General features: G+C 64.9%; 11 protein-coding genes and 1 tRNA gene. 4 read left to right on the forward strand and 8 right to left on the reverse strand.

The window, feature by feature from the left end; all coding sequences use genetic code 11:
• Window positions 1-18 precede the first annotated feature (18 nt).
• Together IDT60_RS11795 and IDT60_RS11800 are read right to left on the reverse strand one after the other, a co-directional pair.
• Window positions 19-774 (reverse strand): ABC transporter ATP-binding protein, encoded by a 756-nt coding sequence (locus IDT60_RS11795; RefSeq protein WP_164199142.1) that lies wholly within the window; start codon window positions 772-774, stop codon window positions 19-21.
• Window positions 771-3566 (reverse strand): FtsX-like permease family protein, encoded by a 2796-nt coding sequence (locus IDT60_RS11800; RefSeq protein WP_191079225.1) that lies wholly within the window; start codon window positions 3564-3566, stop codon window positions 771-773. Before IDT60_RS11800 ends, IDT60_RS11795 begins: the two co-directional genes overlap by 4 nt.
• Between IDT60_RS11800 and IDT60_RS11805 the strand changes: the two genes are divergently transcribed.
• A complete protein-coding gene (locus tag IDT60_RS11805; protein ID WP_191082044.1) occupies window positions 3544-3681 on the forward strand; it encodes a hypothetical protein in 138 nt (45 codons plus the stop codon). The genes IDT60_RS11800 and IDT60_RS11805 overlap by 23 nt on opposite strands.
• A gap of 89 nt (window positions 3682-3770) precedes the next feature.
• On the opposite strand, the gene serA is transcribed toward IDT60_RS11805, so the two are convergent.
• The 5 genes from serA to ilvD form a co-directional block, all read right to left on the reverse strand.
• A complete protein-coding gene (serA, locus tag IDT60_RS11810) occupies window positions 3771-5360 on the reverse strand; it encodes a phosphoglycerate dehydrogenase (protein WP_164199139.1) in 1590 nt (529 codons plus the stop codon).
• Between the two features lie 126 nt (window positions 5361-5486).
• Entirely contained in the window at window positions 5487-6512 is a 1026-nt protein-coding gene (ilvC, locus tag IDT60_RS11815; protein WP_191079226.1) for a ketol-acid reductoisomerase, read from the reverse strand.
• Between the two features lie 81 nt (window positions 6513-6593).
• Window positions 6594-7106 (reverse strand): acetolactate synthase small subunit, encoded by a 513-nt coding sequence (gene ilvN, locus IDT60_RS11820; protein ID WP_028271611.1) that lies wholly within the window; start codon window positions 7104-7106, stop codon window positions 6594-6596.
• 2 nt (window positions 7107-7108) lie between these two features.
• A complete protein-coding gene (locus tag IDT60_RS11825; protein WP_191079227.1) occupies window positions 7109-9016 on the reverse strand; it encodes an acetolactate synthase large subunit in 1908 nt (635 codons plus the stop codon).
• A 375-nt stretch (window positions 9017-9391) separates the two neighbouring features.
• A complete protein-coding gene (gene ilvD / locus IDT60_RS11830; RefSeq protein ID WP_191079228.1) occupies window positions 9392-11113 on the reverse strand; it encodes a dihydroxy-acid dehydratase in 1722 nt (573 codons plus the stop codon).
• Window positions 11114-11464: 351 nt separating this feature from the next.
• Between ilvD and IDT60_RS11835 the strand changes: the two genes are divergently transcribed.
• The 3 genes from IDT60_RS11835 (at window position 11465) to IDT60_RS11845 (ending at window position 14020) form a co-directional block, all read left to right on the forward strand.
• Entirely contained in the window at window positions 11465-12661 is a 1197-nt protein-coding gene (locus tag IDT60_RS11835) for a hypothetical protein (RefSeq protein WP_191079229.1), read from the forward strand.
• Window positions 12591-13829 (forward strand): PQQ-dependent sugar dehydrogenase, encoded by a 1239-nt coding sequence (locus tag IDT60_RS11840; protein ID WP_191079230.1) that lies wholly within the window; start codon window positions 12591-12593, stop codon window positions 13827-13829. Before IDT60_RS11835 ends, IDT60_RS11840 begins: the two co-directional genes overlap by 71 nt.
• 115 nt (window positions 13830-13944) lie before the next feature.
• Window positions 13945-14020 (forward strand) — tRNA-Lys (locus tag IDT60_RS11845).
• Window positions 14021-14162: 142 nt separating this feature from the next.
• Here IDT60_RS11845 and IDT60_RS11850 read toward each other — a convergent pair.
• Window positions 14163-14780, reverse strand: coding sequence for a hypothetical protein (locus IDT60_RS11850; RefSeq protein WP_191079231.1), 618 nt, complete (start codon window positions 14778-14780; stop codon window positions 14163-14165).
• Window positions 14781-14966 lie beyond the last annotated feature (186 nt).

Raw genomic sequence — 14966 nt, forward strand, 5'->3', positions numbered from 1 at the left:
TCGGTGCGGAGGGACGGGCTAGATGAGTTCTGTCAGCGTATCGCTCAGGCGGACCAGTTCGTGGTCGTGCGAGGCGACCAGCACCGCGATGCCGTCCGAGGTGGTGTCCTTGAGGATGCTGATGATGCGGTTGGCGGATGCCCGGTCGAGGCTGGCAGTGGGCTCATCCACCACCAGCACGCGGGTCCCCAGGATCAGCGCACGCGCGATCGCCACACGCTGGCGTTCACCGCCGGAGAGCTGCGCGGGGCGGTGGCGCATCCGGCGGCCCAGGCCCACCAGGTCCAGGAGGTCCTTGGCCATGTCGCGGCGCTGGTCCACCTCGCCGTCGGGCACGGCGGGCAGCAGGACATTTTCCAGTGCGCTCATGCCGTCGATCAGGGCACCGCCCTGGTCCACGTAACCAATCAGGGCCCGACGGCGGTCGGCGATTTCGTCGTCGCCCATGCTTTCGAGCGAATCGCCTTCCCAGAAGACACGCCCCGACGTCGGCAGCGTCAGACCTGCGCCGACAGTCAGGATGCTGGTCTTGCCCGAGCCGCTTCGGCCGGCGACGCAGTGCATCTCGCCGGCGTGCAGGGTGAGGTCGAAACCTTCGACAACGCTGACGGCCTCCGCTCCGCCCTTGCCGCCGCCGTAGCGGATGGTGATATCGCTCAGCTCCAGCGGGGTCCCGTGGTCCGCGGCCTTGACGATGGTGTTGGCGCGGGTCTGCAGGGGCGCATCAGCAGCGCCGGACCTCCGGCTCCGGTGAACATTCGTCTGGTTTGTCATTGGACCACTTTCGTTGCAATCGGTATCCAGCAAAGTACAGCCACGAGGCCGGCGACGCCGGCCCATAGGGCGGCATACGGGGCAAGGAGGAGCCCGATGCCCAGCGCGCCGAGGACGCCCAGTGGCAGTGCCACGGTGCCCACCAGCGCATTTTCGAAGAGGCGGACCTGGCGGAGCATGTCCGGGTTCCAGCCCATCGCTTCGAGGATCCCCAGGTACTGGCGTTTGGCGTTCAGCTCAAACCTGCCCGTCACCAGGGTGAGTATCAGGCCGACGGCGACACCGGCGAGGGCCAGCATCATGCTCGGCAGGGCGACGCTGGCCGCAGCAAGTCCGCTGAGGGCGCTCGCGCCGGCAGCGCGGGGAATGTCGATCAGCAACGCCACCAGGCCGCCCACCGCGGCGCCGAAGACACCTACTGCGACTGCCAGGGACAAGGTGTTGAACTTGTTGGTGCTGAGCTGGCGGTTGGCAAAGGTCAGCGGTGAATCCACCGGGATCAGCCGCTCATCGTGCTGTGGTTCCTGGTCCACTTCGTCGCGGTGGCGAAGTTGCTGTGCAGCGAAGAAGGCTGCTGCCGCATAGAGGGCCAGGACGGCGGCGGACACAACTGCCGTGGTCAGGCTCCAACTCACGAGGCTCAGCACAATCCCGGCTACCGCAAGCAGTGCCGCGCCAACCCCGAATTCCTCGAGCACCCAGCTGCGGATCCGCCGCTGGGTCCAGCCCATGGCGCGCAGGGTCCCGGCTTCGCGTTTGCGTTTCCGGATGTAGCTGACCGTGGACGCACCGGTGAGCAGCGCGGCGCCGCACAGGGTCAGGAACAGCAGCGTGACGTTGGTGCCGGTCAGTGACCCCGTGACGGCGTCGGCAGCGTTCTGCCGGACCCAGGACTGCTGGACGGTGCCCAGGTCGGACTCCTTGCCGGCGTCATCCTTGGAGTATCCGGGGACGAAGATGCTGGCGTCCTCGCGCGCCGAACCGGCCACCACGGTGGCTTCCAGGCCCATCGCGCGGATCTCGGAGGCAAGCTTTTCGACGTCGGGCTGTGCTTCCTTCCAGCTGCCGGGGGCCTTCGCCCGGACGCGGACAGCGTCGATCACGGCCGCGTTGTCCTTGTAGCCGCGGGCCGCAGCAAGGCCGTAGTAGTCGGTGATGGCGCCGGCGGACTGGCTGGCCAGCCCGGTGGCGCTGAGTGAGGGCTTGAGGTCCGTGGCGGCCACGGCGTTGCCGTCGGCATCCTTGGTGAGGGTCAGCGGGGTCGGATCGTAGCCGCCCAGGGGAAGGCGGTTGACGTCGCCGGCGGCTGCTTCAACGGCCGAGGGGTCGAACGTTCCGTAGACCATGGCCAGCGGGGCGGCGAGTTTCTCCCCCGTAGCCAGATCCTCGCGGTAGGACCTTTCATCCACGGGTTCACGCTGTGTCTGGTCAACCGGGGCTCCGTTGGCGCCCTTTTCCGGCAGCCGGTTGACCGTGACCCAGTCCCCCGGGGTGGCCGTCTTCTGGACGGCCCCGTTGGCGGCTGCCTCGCCGTCAGCGTACTTAGGTGCGGCGGCAAAGTCGGTGCTCCACGTGGCCGGGGTGTAAAGGCCCTGGTTGAAGTTGCCCTGGGCGCCGAGAAGCGAGGAATGGTCGGTGGAACCCGGCCAGGACAGTGCAAACGGATCCTTGGAGACGAACGGCAGGTAGTCCTTGTCCAGTGAGCGCGACGCCGTGCCCACTTCCTTGACCACCTTGCCGGAGGCGTCCACTTCCTCGATCTTGACGTTGTACTTCAGGTCCAGGGAGGTGCCGGAGCGCACAATCAGGGGGATGCCCTGGGAGTCAGCGGTGAGCTGACCGGTCCGCTTGGCCTGCTGGTACTGGGTCATCAGCGGCGCCCAGTACTTGAGCTTGACGCCCAGGAAGTCCGGGCCTTCTTCCAGGTCTTCCATGCTGATGCCGTTGGTGAAGAGGCTTTCGAAGTGGCGCCCGATGGCACCGGCATTGCGGGCATCCGCGGGCGGTGCCTTCTCCAGCGGAGCCAGGAAATCGCCTGCCGAACCCAACAGCGCGCGCTCAGCCACCGGGTCGACGGCGACAACGGACTCAGTCACCTCAGGTGACAGTGGCAGCGACACAGAAAGGTTGAACAGGTTATGTTCGGAACCGCCGGCCGGGGCGGGGAACTTGATGCCTGTTTCGCCTGCCGGAGGTGCGATCCGGATGCTGGTGCCACCGGCAGTCTGTTCCTCGACGAGCTTTGCCTTGCCCAGTGTGCCCTCGGTGGAGGACTTGAACAGGACCTGCTCGGAGACGCCGTCGGAGCTGACCGCACTGGCGGTCAGACGGTACTTCTTGGGCGTGTCACTCAGCACGGACTCCGCTGCCGGCCATTTGGCGGGGTCGGTGGCTCCGGCCGCCTGGTCCGTGGTGGCCGTGCCGGCAAGGCCAGCGTTGTAGCCCAGGAAGTCCATGGCATCGAGGCGGGGAGCTTCAAGGTTCTGCGTCACGCGTGACACGAGGCTGATAGGGGCGGCAACGGACGTCTCGGACAGTTTGCGGATGGACTCGAGCTGGTCGAAGCTGATGCCTCCCCCGCCGTTGGCGATCTCCGGCTGCATCAGCGGTGAGGATCCGGCCTTGGCCTGGACGAGGACGTCGTAGAGACCCCGTGAGTTTTCATCAACCGTTCGCTTCAATGCTGCTTGCGATTGACCTTGGACGAGGACCGACAAGCACATTGCTGCGATCAAGATGGCCGCGGTCAGCAGCAGCACTTTGCTTCTGATGAACCTCTGGACGGCGTTCATTGGGCTCCCTGAAACCTGGATTGCGTGCGCACACCACGGTCCGCGGACAGCGGACATCATGGAATTCCTGCCGGGTGTGCAAAAAGTATTGGCCGGCCTGCCGGCGCTGTCCTGAATCAGGACCTAGCCATTGTAAGCAGACCGGCCAATCATACGCGGCCGGGGTAAAACCCGGGCCGCGCGTCATTCTCGGTGTTGCGGATCTCAGTCTTCGAGATCGACCTCTCGGACCATCTCGGCACCGATGCCGGCCTTGATGGCATCCAGCACCTGCTGGGGCACGGAGCTGTCGATGGTGAGCAGGGCGAGCACCTGGCCGCCCTCGTCCTGGCGTGCCACCTGCATGCCGGCGATGTTGATGTTGTTCATGCCCAGGATGTGTCCGATGGTTCCGATCACGCCCGGGCGGTCAGCGTAGGAGACCACAACGAGGTGCTCGCTGATGGGGATCTCGAGCTCGAAGCCGTTGATTCCCACCAGCTTCTGGACCTGCTTGGGCCCGGTCAGGGTACCGGCGACGGAAATCTGTGTGCCGTCGCTGAGGGCTCCGCGCAGGGTGAGGAGGTTGCGGTAGGACTCGGTGTCCGGCGTGGTGATCAGGCGGACGTTGATGCCGCGCTGTTCGGCGATGACCGGCGCATTGACGTAGGAAACCTGTTCGGTCACGACGTCCGCGAAGATTCCCTTCAGGGCGGCGAGTTCGAGCACCTTGACATCAAGGGACGAGATTTCGCCGGCCACCTCGACGTCGAACTGGGTGAGCGACGCGTGGGTCAGGGCGGTGAAGATGCGGCCCAGCTTCTCGATCAGCGGGATGCCCGGGCGGACGTCGGGGGCAATCACGCCGCCGGCCACGTTCACTGCATCCGGAACGAGTTCGCCGGCCAGGGCCAGGCGTACCGATTTGGCGACGGAGACGCCGGCCTTTTCCTGGGCCTCGTCGGTGGACGCTCCAAGGTGCGGCGTGACCACGACGTTGTCCAGCTTGAAGAACGGCAGGTCTGTGCTGGGCTCCTTGGAGAAGACGTCAACACCGGCGCCTGCGATTTCGCGGTCCTGGAGGGCTGTGAAGAGTGCTTCTTCGTCCACCAGTCCGCCACGGGCAACGTTGACCACGTACGCGGTGCTCTTCATCTTCTTGAAGGCGTCAGCGCCGAGCATGCCCACCGTCTCGGGCGTCTTGGGCATGTGGATGGTGATGAAGTCCGACTGGGCGAGAAGCTCGTCGAGGGTCACCAGCTGCACGCCAAGCTGCGCCGCGCGGGCTGAGGTGATGTAGGGGTCGTAGGCGAGGATCTTGGTGTCGAAGCCCTTGAGGCGGGCGGCGACCAGGGCGCCGATCCTGCCGAGGCCGATGATGCCGATCTTCTTCTCGAACAGTTCGATGCCCGTGTACTTGGAGCGCTTCCACTCGCCGTCCTTGAGCGCCGAGCTTGCCTGCGGAATGTGGCGGGCGAGGCTGAGGATGTGGCCAACGGTCAATTCGGCCGCCGAGATGATGTTCGACGTCGGGGCGTTGACAACCATAACGCCGGCCTGGGTGGCGGCCTTGATGTCAACATTGTCCAGGCCAACGCCTGCGCGGGCGATGACTTTGAGGTTCTTGGCTGCGGCAATGGCTTCGGCGTCCACCTGGGTGGCGGAGCGGACCAGGATGGCGTCCACATCCGCGATGGCGGAAAGCAGTTGGGACCGGTCGGCGCCGTCGGTCTGGCGGATTTCGAAGTCCGGGCCCAGGGCCTCGATCGTGGCGGGCGAAAGTTCTTCGGCGAGCAGTACTACGGGTTTTGACACGGGTGATCCTCTGCGTTGCAGTCCTTGGGATGGAACAAGTCTAGGCGGACGGAAGGGCCGGGCTCACATTGTTAAGTGAACCCGGCCCCCACCATGGCACCCGGAACGGGTACCGGCACAGCAGCCTTAGCGGGCTGCCGAGCCCTCTACGTAGTCCGCGTCCTGCTGCTGCCACGCGAAGAGGGAGCGCAGCTCGCGGCCGACTTCCTCGATCGGGTGCTGCTCGGCCTTGGCGCGCAGGGCCTTGAACTCTACGCCGCCGTTGTCCTGGTCGTCGATGAAGCGCTTGGCAAAGGCGCCGCTCTGGATGTCCGCGAGGACAGCCTTCATGTTTTCCTTCACCTCGGGGGTGATGACGCGGGGGCCGGAGACGTAGTCGCCGTATTCGGCCGTGTCGGAAACGCTCCAGCGCTGCTTGGCGATGCCGCCTTCCCACATGAGGTCGACGATGAGCTTCAGTTCGTGAAGCACCTCGAAGTAGGCAATCTGCGGCTGGTAACCGGCTTCGGTCAGGGTTTCGAAGCCGTACTGGACCAGCTGCGACACGCCGCCGCAGAGGACGGACTGCTCGCCGAAGAGGTCGGTTTCGGTCTCTTCGGTGAAGGTGGTCTTGATGACGCCTGCACGGGTACCGCCAATGGCCTTGGCGTAGGACTTGGCCAGGTCCCACGCGGAACCGGTGGCGTCCTGCTCGACGGCGATGATGTCCGGGATGCCGCGGCCGGCTTCGAACTCGCGGCGCACGGTGTGGCCCGGAGCCTTCGGCGCGATCAGGATGACGTCAACGCCTTCGGGAGCTTCGATGTAGCCGAAGCGGATGTTGAAGCCGTGGGCGAAGGCAAGGGCCTTGCCGGCGGTCAGCTTGTCCTTGATGGAGTCGTTGAAGATTGCGCGCTGGTGCTGGTCCGGAGCCAGGATCATGATGACGTCGGCCCATTCGGCAGCGTCGGCAACAGTCTTGACCGTGAAGCCTGCATCCTGGGCCTTGGCGGTCGAGGAAGAACCTTCCTTGAGGGCGATGACAACTTCAACGCCGGAGTCGCGCAGGTTCAGCGCGTGGGCGTGGCCCTGGGAGCCGTAGCCGACGATGGCGACTTTGCGGCCCTGGATGATGGAAAGGTCGGCGTCGTCGTCGTAAAACATTTCAGTCACTTGCGTAACTCCTTTTGAGTGGATTCTTCTGGTGTAAATGTGGTGCTGCGTACTGCACGGGCGTTGTGCCGCGCTTGGGAATCAAGCGCTGCGCAATGCCCTGTCACTCATGGAGCGGGATCCCCGTCCAACGGCCAGGGTGCCGGACTGCACAATTTCGCGGATGCCGAAGGGCTCAAGCACTGACAGCAGTGCGGTGAGCTTTTCGGGGTGGCCTGTTGCTTCAATGACCACGGAGTCTGTGGAGACGTCAACCACTGAAGCACGGAACAGGTCTGCAGCCTGGGTCACCTGCAGACGAGTTGCGGCATCCGCACGTACCTTGACCAGGATGTGGTCTCGCTGTACGGAAGATTCGGAGGTGAGCTCAACAATCTTGATCACGTTGACCAGTTTATTGAGCTGCTTGGTGACCTGTTCAATCAGGTCACCATCGGCGTCGACGACGACGGTCATCCGGGACATGCCCGGAACTTCCGTCGGGCCGACGGCCAGGGAGTTGATGTTGAAGGCGCGGCGGGCGAAAAGGCTCGCGACGCGCGTCAGGACACCGGGCTTGTCTTCAACCAGAACAGACAGTGTGTGGCGGGTCATGCTCAGTCCTCCTCTTCCCATTCCGGGGTCATGTTGCGGGCAACCTGGATCTGGTCGTTGCTCACGCCGGCGGGCACCATCGGCCACACCATGGAGTCGGGGCTCACCACAAAATCGATGACCACGGGACGGTCGTTGATCTCGAGGGCCTTCTGGATGGTCGCATCGATGTCTTCGTCCCGCTCACAGCGGAACGAAGCGCAGCCGTAAGCCTCCCCCAGCTTGACGAAGTCCGGGATACGGACCGTTTCGTGGCCGGTGTTGAGGTCCGTGTTGGAGTAGCGGCCCTCATAGAAGAGGGTCTGCCACTGGCGGACCATGCCCAGCGAGGAGTTGTTGATGACGGCAACCTTGATGGGGATCTTGTTGATGGCACAGGTGGCCAGCTCCTGGTTGGTCATCTGGAAGCAGCCATCGCCGTCGATCGCCCAGACCACCCGGTCCGGCTCCCCCACCTTGGCACCCATTGCAGCCGGCACGGCGTAGCCCATGGTGCCGGCACCGCCCGAGTTCAGCCAGGCATGCGGACGCTCGTACTTAATGAACTGCGCGGCCCACATCTGGTGCTGGCCTACGCCGGCAACATAGATGCCTTCGGGGCCGGTCAGCGCGCCGATCCGTTCGATGACACGCTGCGGGGCGGTGAGCCCGTCGTCCGGTTCGGTCCAGCCCAGAGGATAGGTTTCCTTGAGGTTGTTCAGGAAAGCCCACCACGTGGTGAGGTCCGGGGTGCCGGACGCGTCGAACTGTGACCGGACGGCCTCGGTGAGCTCGGGGATGATTTCCTTGACCGAACCCACGATGGGCACATCGGCGGTGCGGTTCTTGGAAATCTCCGCAGGATCGATGTCGGCATGGATGACCTTGGCGTTCGGGGCAAAGGTCTTCAGCACGCCGGTCACACGGTCGTCGAAGCGCGCTCCTAGGGTGATCAGGAGGTCGGACTGCTGCAGGGCGGTCACGGCCGAAACCGTACCGTGCATGCCCGGCATGCCCACGTGCTGCGGATGCGAGTCCGGGAACACGCCGCGCGCCATGAGGGTGGTGACCACCGGGGCTCCGGTCAGCTCCGCCAGTTCGCGGAGTTCAGCCGCGGCGTGGGCTTTCACCACACCGCCGCCCACATAGAGGACAGGCTTGCTGGCGGCGGCAATCAGCTTGGCCGCCTCGCGGACCTGCTTGTTGTGCCCCCGGGTCACCGGACGGTAGCCGGGGAGGTCGATTTTCGGCGGCCAGGAGAACGTCATCTGGCCCTGCTGGGCATCTTTCGCCACGTCCACCAGCACCGGACCGGGACGGCCGGTCGAGGCCAGGTGGAAGGCCTCGGCCATCACGTGCGGGATGTCGTTGGGGTTCGTCACCAGGAACGAGTGTTTGGTGATTGGCATGGTGATGCCAACAATGTCGGCTTCCTGGAACGCGTCGGTGCCGATCACACCGCTGGATACCTGGCCGGTGATGGCCACCAGCGGCACGGAGTCCATGTGGGCGTCCATGATGGCGGTAACGAGGTTGGTGGCACCAGGACCCGAGGTGGCGATGCAGACGCCCACCCGGCCCGTAACCATGGCATAGCCTTGCGCGGCGTGGCCGGCTCCCTGTTCGTGACGGACCAGGACGTGATTCATCCTGGAGGCCATCAAGGGGTCATAGGTAGGCAGGATCGCGCCACCAGGCAAACCAAATATATCGTCCACGCCGAGTTCTTCGAGCGAGCGGACAATAGCTTCTGAGCCGGTCATCACCGTTGGGGGTACAACGGTGTTCGGCCCAAGGACAGGAGAGACAGCGGCAAGATCAGTGACGACGGCGGCGTGGTCTGCCGTTCGATCGGCACGTTCCGGAGCCTTGGGGGCTCCAGCGGACTTAGTAGCCATCAGCGAGGGGCTGATCGGCGATCCTTTGCTCATCGGACTCTTCCTTGTGGATCACTTGTGTTTCTTGGAACTGCGGGGAATAAAAAAACCCCTCAGCCTTGGCGGCTCTTCGAGGGGTTTGCGCGTGACAGTTCGTTGCCGGGGCTAGTGTGCCACGCGCTTGGTAAGGACGACGACGGTGCCGACGGTAACGAAAGTCATGCGTTCAGTTTTCCCTCTGGTGTGACGGGTGTCAACGAGACGACACCCGATCTCACCATGTGGACTGCATAGTCCACTGATTGATCCCATCAGGGAAGGGATCAAGCTCCCTCAGCCACCCACCAAAGCCGGGAACGGCTTAATAAGGGTGATGCCGAGGGCCCCTTGCATGGGGCGCTCAGCGCTCCATGCAAGGGGCCCTCGGCATCACCCGCAGTAGGCGCCGGTGGAGGCGCTGTGCACGAGCTTGGCGTACTTGGCGAGCACGCCCTTGGTGTATCGGGCCGGGAGCGGCTCCCAGCCGACCTTGCGGGCTTCGAGTTCGGCGTCGTCCACCAGGAGATCGAAGCTGCGGGCCGCGATGTCCACACGGATCCGGTCGCCGTCCTGGACAAAGGCGATGGGGCCGCCGTCGACAGCTTCGGGGGCGACGTGGCCGATGCACAGCCCGGTGGTGCCGCCGGAAAAGCGGCCGTCAGTGAGCAGCAGGACGTCCTTGCCCAGCCCGGCACCCTTGATGGCTCCGGTGATGGCGAGCATCTCGCGCATGCCCGGGCCGCCCTTGGGGCCTTCGTAGCGGATCACCACGACGTCACCGGCGTGGATTTTGCCGTTGTCCAACGCTTCCAGTGCGCCCTGCTCGCGCTCGAATACCCGGGCGGTCCCTTCAAAGACGTCGGCGTCGAAGCCTGCGCTCTTGACCACGGCGCCTTCGGGGGCCATCGAACCGTGCAGGATGGTGATGCCGCCGGTCTTGTGGATCGGGTTGTCCAGGGCGCGCAGGATCTTGCCGTCCAAATCCGGCGGGTTGATCGCTGCAAGGTTTTCAGCGACGGTCTTGCCGGTGACGGTGAGGCAGTCCCCGTGCAGCAGGCCGGCGTCGAGCAGTGCGCGCATGATGACCGGCACGCCGCCGATCTTGTCGACGTCAGTCATCACGTAGCGGCCGAACGGCTTCAGGTCGCCCAGGTGCGGGATCTTGTCGCCGATGCGGTTGAAGTCTTCGAGGCTCAGTTCGACCTCGGCTTCGCGGGCGATGGCCAGCAGGTGCAGGACCGCGTTGGTGGAACCACCGAAGGCCATGGTCACGGCGATGGCGTTCTCGAAGGCCTTCTTGGTCATGATGTCGCGGGCTGTGATGCCCAGTCGGAGCAGGTTGACTACCGCTTCGCCGGACTTGCGGGCGAATTCGTCACGACGGCGGTCTGCCGAGGGCGGAGCGGCGGAACCCGGCAGTGACATGCCCAGCGCTTCGCCGATGCAGGCCATGGTGTTGGCGGTGTACATGCCGCCGCAGGCGCCTTCGCCCGGGCAGATGGCCTTTTCGATGCGGGTCAGGTCCTCCATGCTCATCTTGCCTGCGGCGCAGGCGCCCACAGCCTCGAAGGCGTCAATGAGGGTGACTTCCTTTTCGGAACCGTCCTCCAGCTTGACCCAGCCCGGCATGATGGAACCGGCGTAGAGGAAAACGCTGGCCAGGTCCAGGCGGGCCGCGGCCATCAGCATGCCGGGCAGGGACTTATCGCAGCCGGCCAGCAGTACCGAGCCGTCGATGCGCTCTGCCTGCATCACGGTTTCCACGGAGTCGGCAATGACTTCGCGGGAGACCAGGGAGAAGTGCATGCCCTCGTGGCCCATCGAAATGCCGTCTGAAACGGAGATGGTGCCGAACTGCATGGGGAACCCCCCACCCGCGTGGACGCCTTCCTTGGCGCCCTGGGCAAGCCGGTTCAGGGACAGGTTGCAGGGAGTGATTTCGTTCCACGAACTTGCGACGCCGATCTGCGGCTTCGCGAAGTCGTCGTCGCCCATACCGACGGCCCGGAACATGCCACGCGCGGGGGCGGCGTGAATCCCGTCGGTGACAACCCGGCTGCGGGGCTTGATGTCAGGCTTGTTCTCAGTTGTTGTTTGGCTGTCGGCACTCATGGCTCAAAGTCTATGACTCCGAGCGGGAGCGAACGAACCGGAAACCGCCGCACAAGCCATTTTCGGCATTATTTTCGTTCAAATAGTGGACGGGTGTCTCATATATTGAGACACACGGTCTTGCGGCTCCCGGGAATCGGCTTGGTCAGGCACTCCCGGACTGCTTACGCTGCCCCATACACCCGGCCTGTCCGGTAAGAATGGCACCTTTCGAGGGGTCCCGCCGCTGGTAGCCATGGCTTTGACCTGCTTCGATCCCCGCCCCGGACCTCCGGGAGCCTAGACAGCCACATTGGCCCCGACGTACCGTCAGGGAACAGTAACCATGCCATCCGGACTGAAGGGCCTGTTATGGATTTTATCTTCTGGATCATTGCAATTGTGCTGATTGTGGGGGTTGTGTGGTGGCTCCTGAACCGCAACAGCGCCGGCAATACCCGCGGCTCAGACACAGTCCGGCACGACGGCGGCCTGTCGGGTGGGAGCGCGGCAGCCTCTGCGGAGGCCGCCGGTACGGCGGGCCTCCCGGGTGCAGCCGGTTTCGGCGGTGCGGCGGAACCCGCGCCCCCAACAACTGCGGACGAAACACCCGCGCGGACTGGAACAGCGGCTGGTCAGCAGGACTTTGTGGCAAGCCCGGAAACCCGCACCCCCGTGGAGGCTGCCGGCGAGCCGGCCGCCGCGCGGAGAATGGACGCAGCTCCGGAGACCGGCACCGGAACGGATGCCGTGTCCGGACAGGAGACCCTGCCTTCGCCTGGGATGCCGGCGACACGGGAACCCGAAGAAGCCGGGGAGCCGCTGGCCGCCGGGCGGTCCGCTGCAGGGCCCGCTGCCGCTGCAGGACCCACATCACCCCGAGAGACCACGGCGCCCGACGCGGATGCTGCCGGTACGCAGGCTGGCGGCAGCCGGACTGATTCGGCGCGGCAAGCGGAAGACGAGTGGGAAACGCAGTGGTCTGAAGCCGGCGGGGCAACTCCGGCGGCCAGCCACAGGGCTGGCTCCGATGCACACACAGGCGCAGCCACCGGAGCGGCAAGTACTGGAGCCGCCGCCCTACCGGGTGCGGATGCGCAGGAAGTCAACGAGACCGGCCGCCAGGCTGGCCAGGACACTGGCTACGTTCATCACGCGGAGTACACAGACCCGCACGCCCCGACGCTTCCTGGCGCAGAAACAGCAGCTGCTGATGCCCTGACAGCGGACGACGCAGCGGTATATCCCGGGGGAAATGCCCGCGAAACGCCTCCCGCCAGGCACGAGCAGGGGGCCGAACCGGCAGCGGCTGCCGGCGGCCGCTCCGAGCAAGGGGCCGAACCGATGGGCCATCTTGCCGCTGACCAGCCCTACGGCGCCGGCTCCGCGTCCCCCGGACCGGATGGCAGTGGCCCGGCCGATTTCGATGTCAAGGGTGACGCCAGCGCAATGGTCTACTACGAGGAGGGGCACCCGGACTATGAGCAGACCACGGCCGATGTCTGGTTCGAGTCGGCGGCCCACGCCGAGGCCGCCGGGTTCCGCGCTCCCCGCCGGACCCGCCGCTGACGGCACCGGCTTAGCGAGCCGGTCCCTGGCGGCCGCTGCACCCCGTGCCGGCGCCCTGGCTCTCTGCGTGGCCTTGGTATTGTCCGGCTGCACAGGGGGCGGAAACGACGCGCCAACCGGCAGCGTGGCGGGTACAGGACCCGGCCCGGCACGTCCCGCACCCGGGACAGCGGGGACCGGGACAGCGGGGCCCGGGCCAGGCACCGCTGTCGCTCCGGCGGTTCAGACCCGGCTTGATCTCCAGCTCGATATTCCATGGGCCGCCGTGTTCCTGCCGAACGGCACGGCCATCATTTCCGAGCGTGATTCTGCGCTTCTCAAGGCAGTCAAGGACGGCCGGGCCACCACTATCGGCCAGGTCCCCGGTGTGACCCCGGGCGGCGAAGGGGGCCTGCTAGGGCTGGCGCTCTCGCCACAATTTCCCGCCGACAGCTACCTCTACATGTACTTCACGTCCGCCGAGGACAACCGCATTGCCCGTGTCACGGTGACCGAAGGACCTGACGGGTCACTGACGCTTGGCGATCCGGACGTTATTTTCACTGGCATCCCAAAGGCAGGAACCCACAACGGCGGCCGGATCCGGTTTGGCCCGGACGGCTTCCTCTATGTGGGCACGGGTGATTCCCAGCGCAGGGACCAGCCGCAGAATCCGGATGCGCTGGGCGGGAAGATCCTGAGGCTGACTGCGGACGGCGGCCCCGCACCCGGCAACCCCTTCGGCAACGCGGTGTACAGCCTCGGCCACAGGAACGTTCAGGGCCTGGCCTGGGACAGCGAAGGCAGGCTGTGGGCCAGCGAATTCGGCCCGGATGTCAATGATGAGCTCAACCTGATCGTGCCGGGCGGCAATTATGGCTGGCCCGCAGTGACCGGCGCACCGCACCGCGGGGAGTTCCTCGATGCGAAAGTCGTGTGGCCGTCGACGGCAGAATCCTCCCCCAGCGGTTTGGAGATCGTGGGATCCACGGCCTTCCTCGGGGCGCTTCGCGGCCAACGCCTCTGGACTGTCGCCCTCAGCGGCGAAGAAGCCCACGCGCCTGTGGCCCATTTCACACGGGAGTATGGCAGGATCCGGGACGTCATCCGCACCCCGGAGGGCGGATTCTGGCTTCTCAGCAACAACCAAAACCCTGATTTTGTGCTGGTTTTGGCCCCTCCGGCCTGACCGAAGGAACGCCGACGGCGTCGATTTCACACGGGCATAAAGTTCGTGTAGAGTTTCATGTCGTTGCGGAGATCAACGGGGAAAGAAAAAGCCACGAAGATCACCGCGAAGAGATGCACCTCTAGCTCAATTGGCAGAGCAATTGACTCTTAATCAATGGGTTCCGGGTTCAAGTCCCGGGGGGTGCACCACGGAAACCCCGTCTTCATAGGCCGCAAGCCTGAAGGCGGGGTTTCGCTTTCCCCTGAAATTCAGGACCGGACTATTTCCGGGCCATTTAGTTTCTTCCGGCAGGCGCCTGACGTTCGGCCAGGCCACCGCTGAAGGAACCGTTCAGCTCCCAGCCGGCACCGGATCGACGTGCACGATGATGACCTGAACATCTTTCGAACCGTCATAGCGGAGATCGTACGTGACCTGAAGTCCTGTTGACGTGCCCGGGGTCAGGGCGAAGTCGCTTTCTTTCCCGGGCCGGCTGGAGATTGACTCAATCCAGCCCTCGGCTGATCCGCTGTCGATGCCATAGCGGTCGACGCCCTCGCGAATCAGGGCCTTGTAGTCCTCCAGGGTCCGGGCTGTGAGGAAGTACGTGACCTCAGTGAAATCGGATCGGGTGTTCAGGCCGTTGAGCCGGAGCCGGTCCGTCCGGGCGCTGACGGTACCGGCGGGCCCCTGGATATCGAGTGTCATCTCTCCGTCGCGTGTCTGGACGTCCGGCGCCTGGCTGCTGCCGTCTTCCAGGCCGACACTCTCTTTGGTGAGCCGGCCCGAGGACATATTCAACCGCACTGCCTTCGAAGCCTTGATCTGTTCAATGCCGGCCTTATCCAGGCGCGCATAGCCGTCAGCTGCGGCGGTCGGAGTGGTGACGGAGTCATCGCCGCCATAGGGCACAACACAGCCGGTCAGGAAGAGCGGTACAGCCAGGACCACGAGGGCCAGTCGCTTCATTGTTTTCCCCCAAGAAAAGTCTGCGGCCCGGACGGCCTGTGCCAGTTTATGCCCGGTTCCGCCCGGACCCTGGGCGACGAATGCCTGCACTGGCTCCACAGCTAAGACGGGACGGACAAAAAAGAGGCACCACCGCTGCATTGCCTGCAGGTGTGATGCCGTGCTTGTTTTCCGAAAGCCGGGTAA

This window comes from Pseudarthrobacter sp. BIM B-2242, assembly GCF_014764445.1.
Taxonomy (GTDB): Bacteria; Actinomycetota; Actinomycetes; order Actinomycetales; family Micrococcaceae; genus Arthrobacter; species Arthrobacter luteus_A.

Coding starts and splice junctions, on each gene's coding strand:
- IDT60_RS11805 (WP_191082044.1), top strand. CDS start 3,544: ATGAACCTCTGGACGGCGTTCATTGGGCTCCCTGAAACCTGGATTGCG.
- IDT60_RS11800 (WP_191079225.1), bottom strand. CDS start 3,566: ATGAACGCCGTCCAGAGGTTCATCAGAAGCAAAGTGCTGCTGCTGACC.
- ilvD (WP_191079228.1), bottom strand. CDS start 11,113: ATGAGTGCCGACAGCCAAACAACAACTGAGAACAAGCCTGACATCAAG.
- IDT60_RS11840 (WP_191079230.1), top strand. CDS start 12,591: ATGTCTGGTTCGAGTCGGCGGCCCACGCCGAGGCCGCCGGGTTCCGCG.
- IDT60_RS11795 (WP_164199142.1), bottom strand. CDS start 774: ATGACAAACCAGACGAATGTTCACCGGAGCCGGAGGTCCGGCGCTGCT.
- IDT60_RS11835 (WP_191079229.1), top strand. CDS start 11,465: ATGGATTTTATCTTCTGGATCATTGCAATTGTGCTGATTGTGGGGGTT.
- IDT60_RS11825 (WP_191079227.1), bottom strand. CDS start 9,016: ATGAGCAAAGGATCGCCGATCAGCCCCTCGCTGATGGCTACTAAGTCC.
- IDT60_RS11850 (WP_191079231.1), bottom strand. CDS start 14,780: ATGAAGCGACTGGCCCTCGTGGTCCTGGCTGTACCGCTCTTCCTGACC.
- ilvN (WP_028271611.1), bottom strand. CDS start 7,106: ATGACCCGCCACACACTGTCTGTTCTGGTTGAAGACAAGCCCGGTGTC.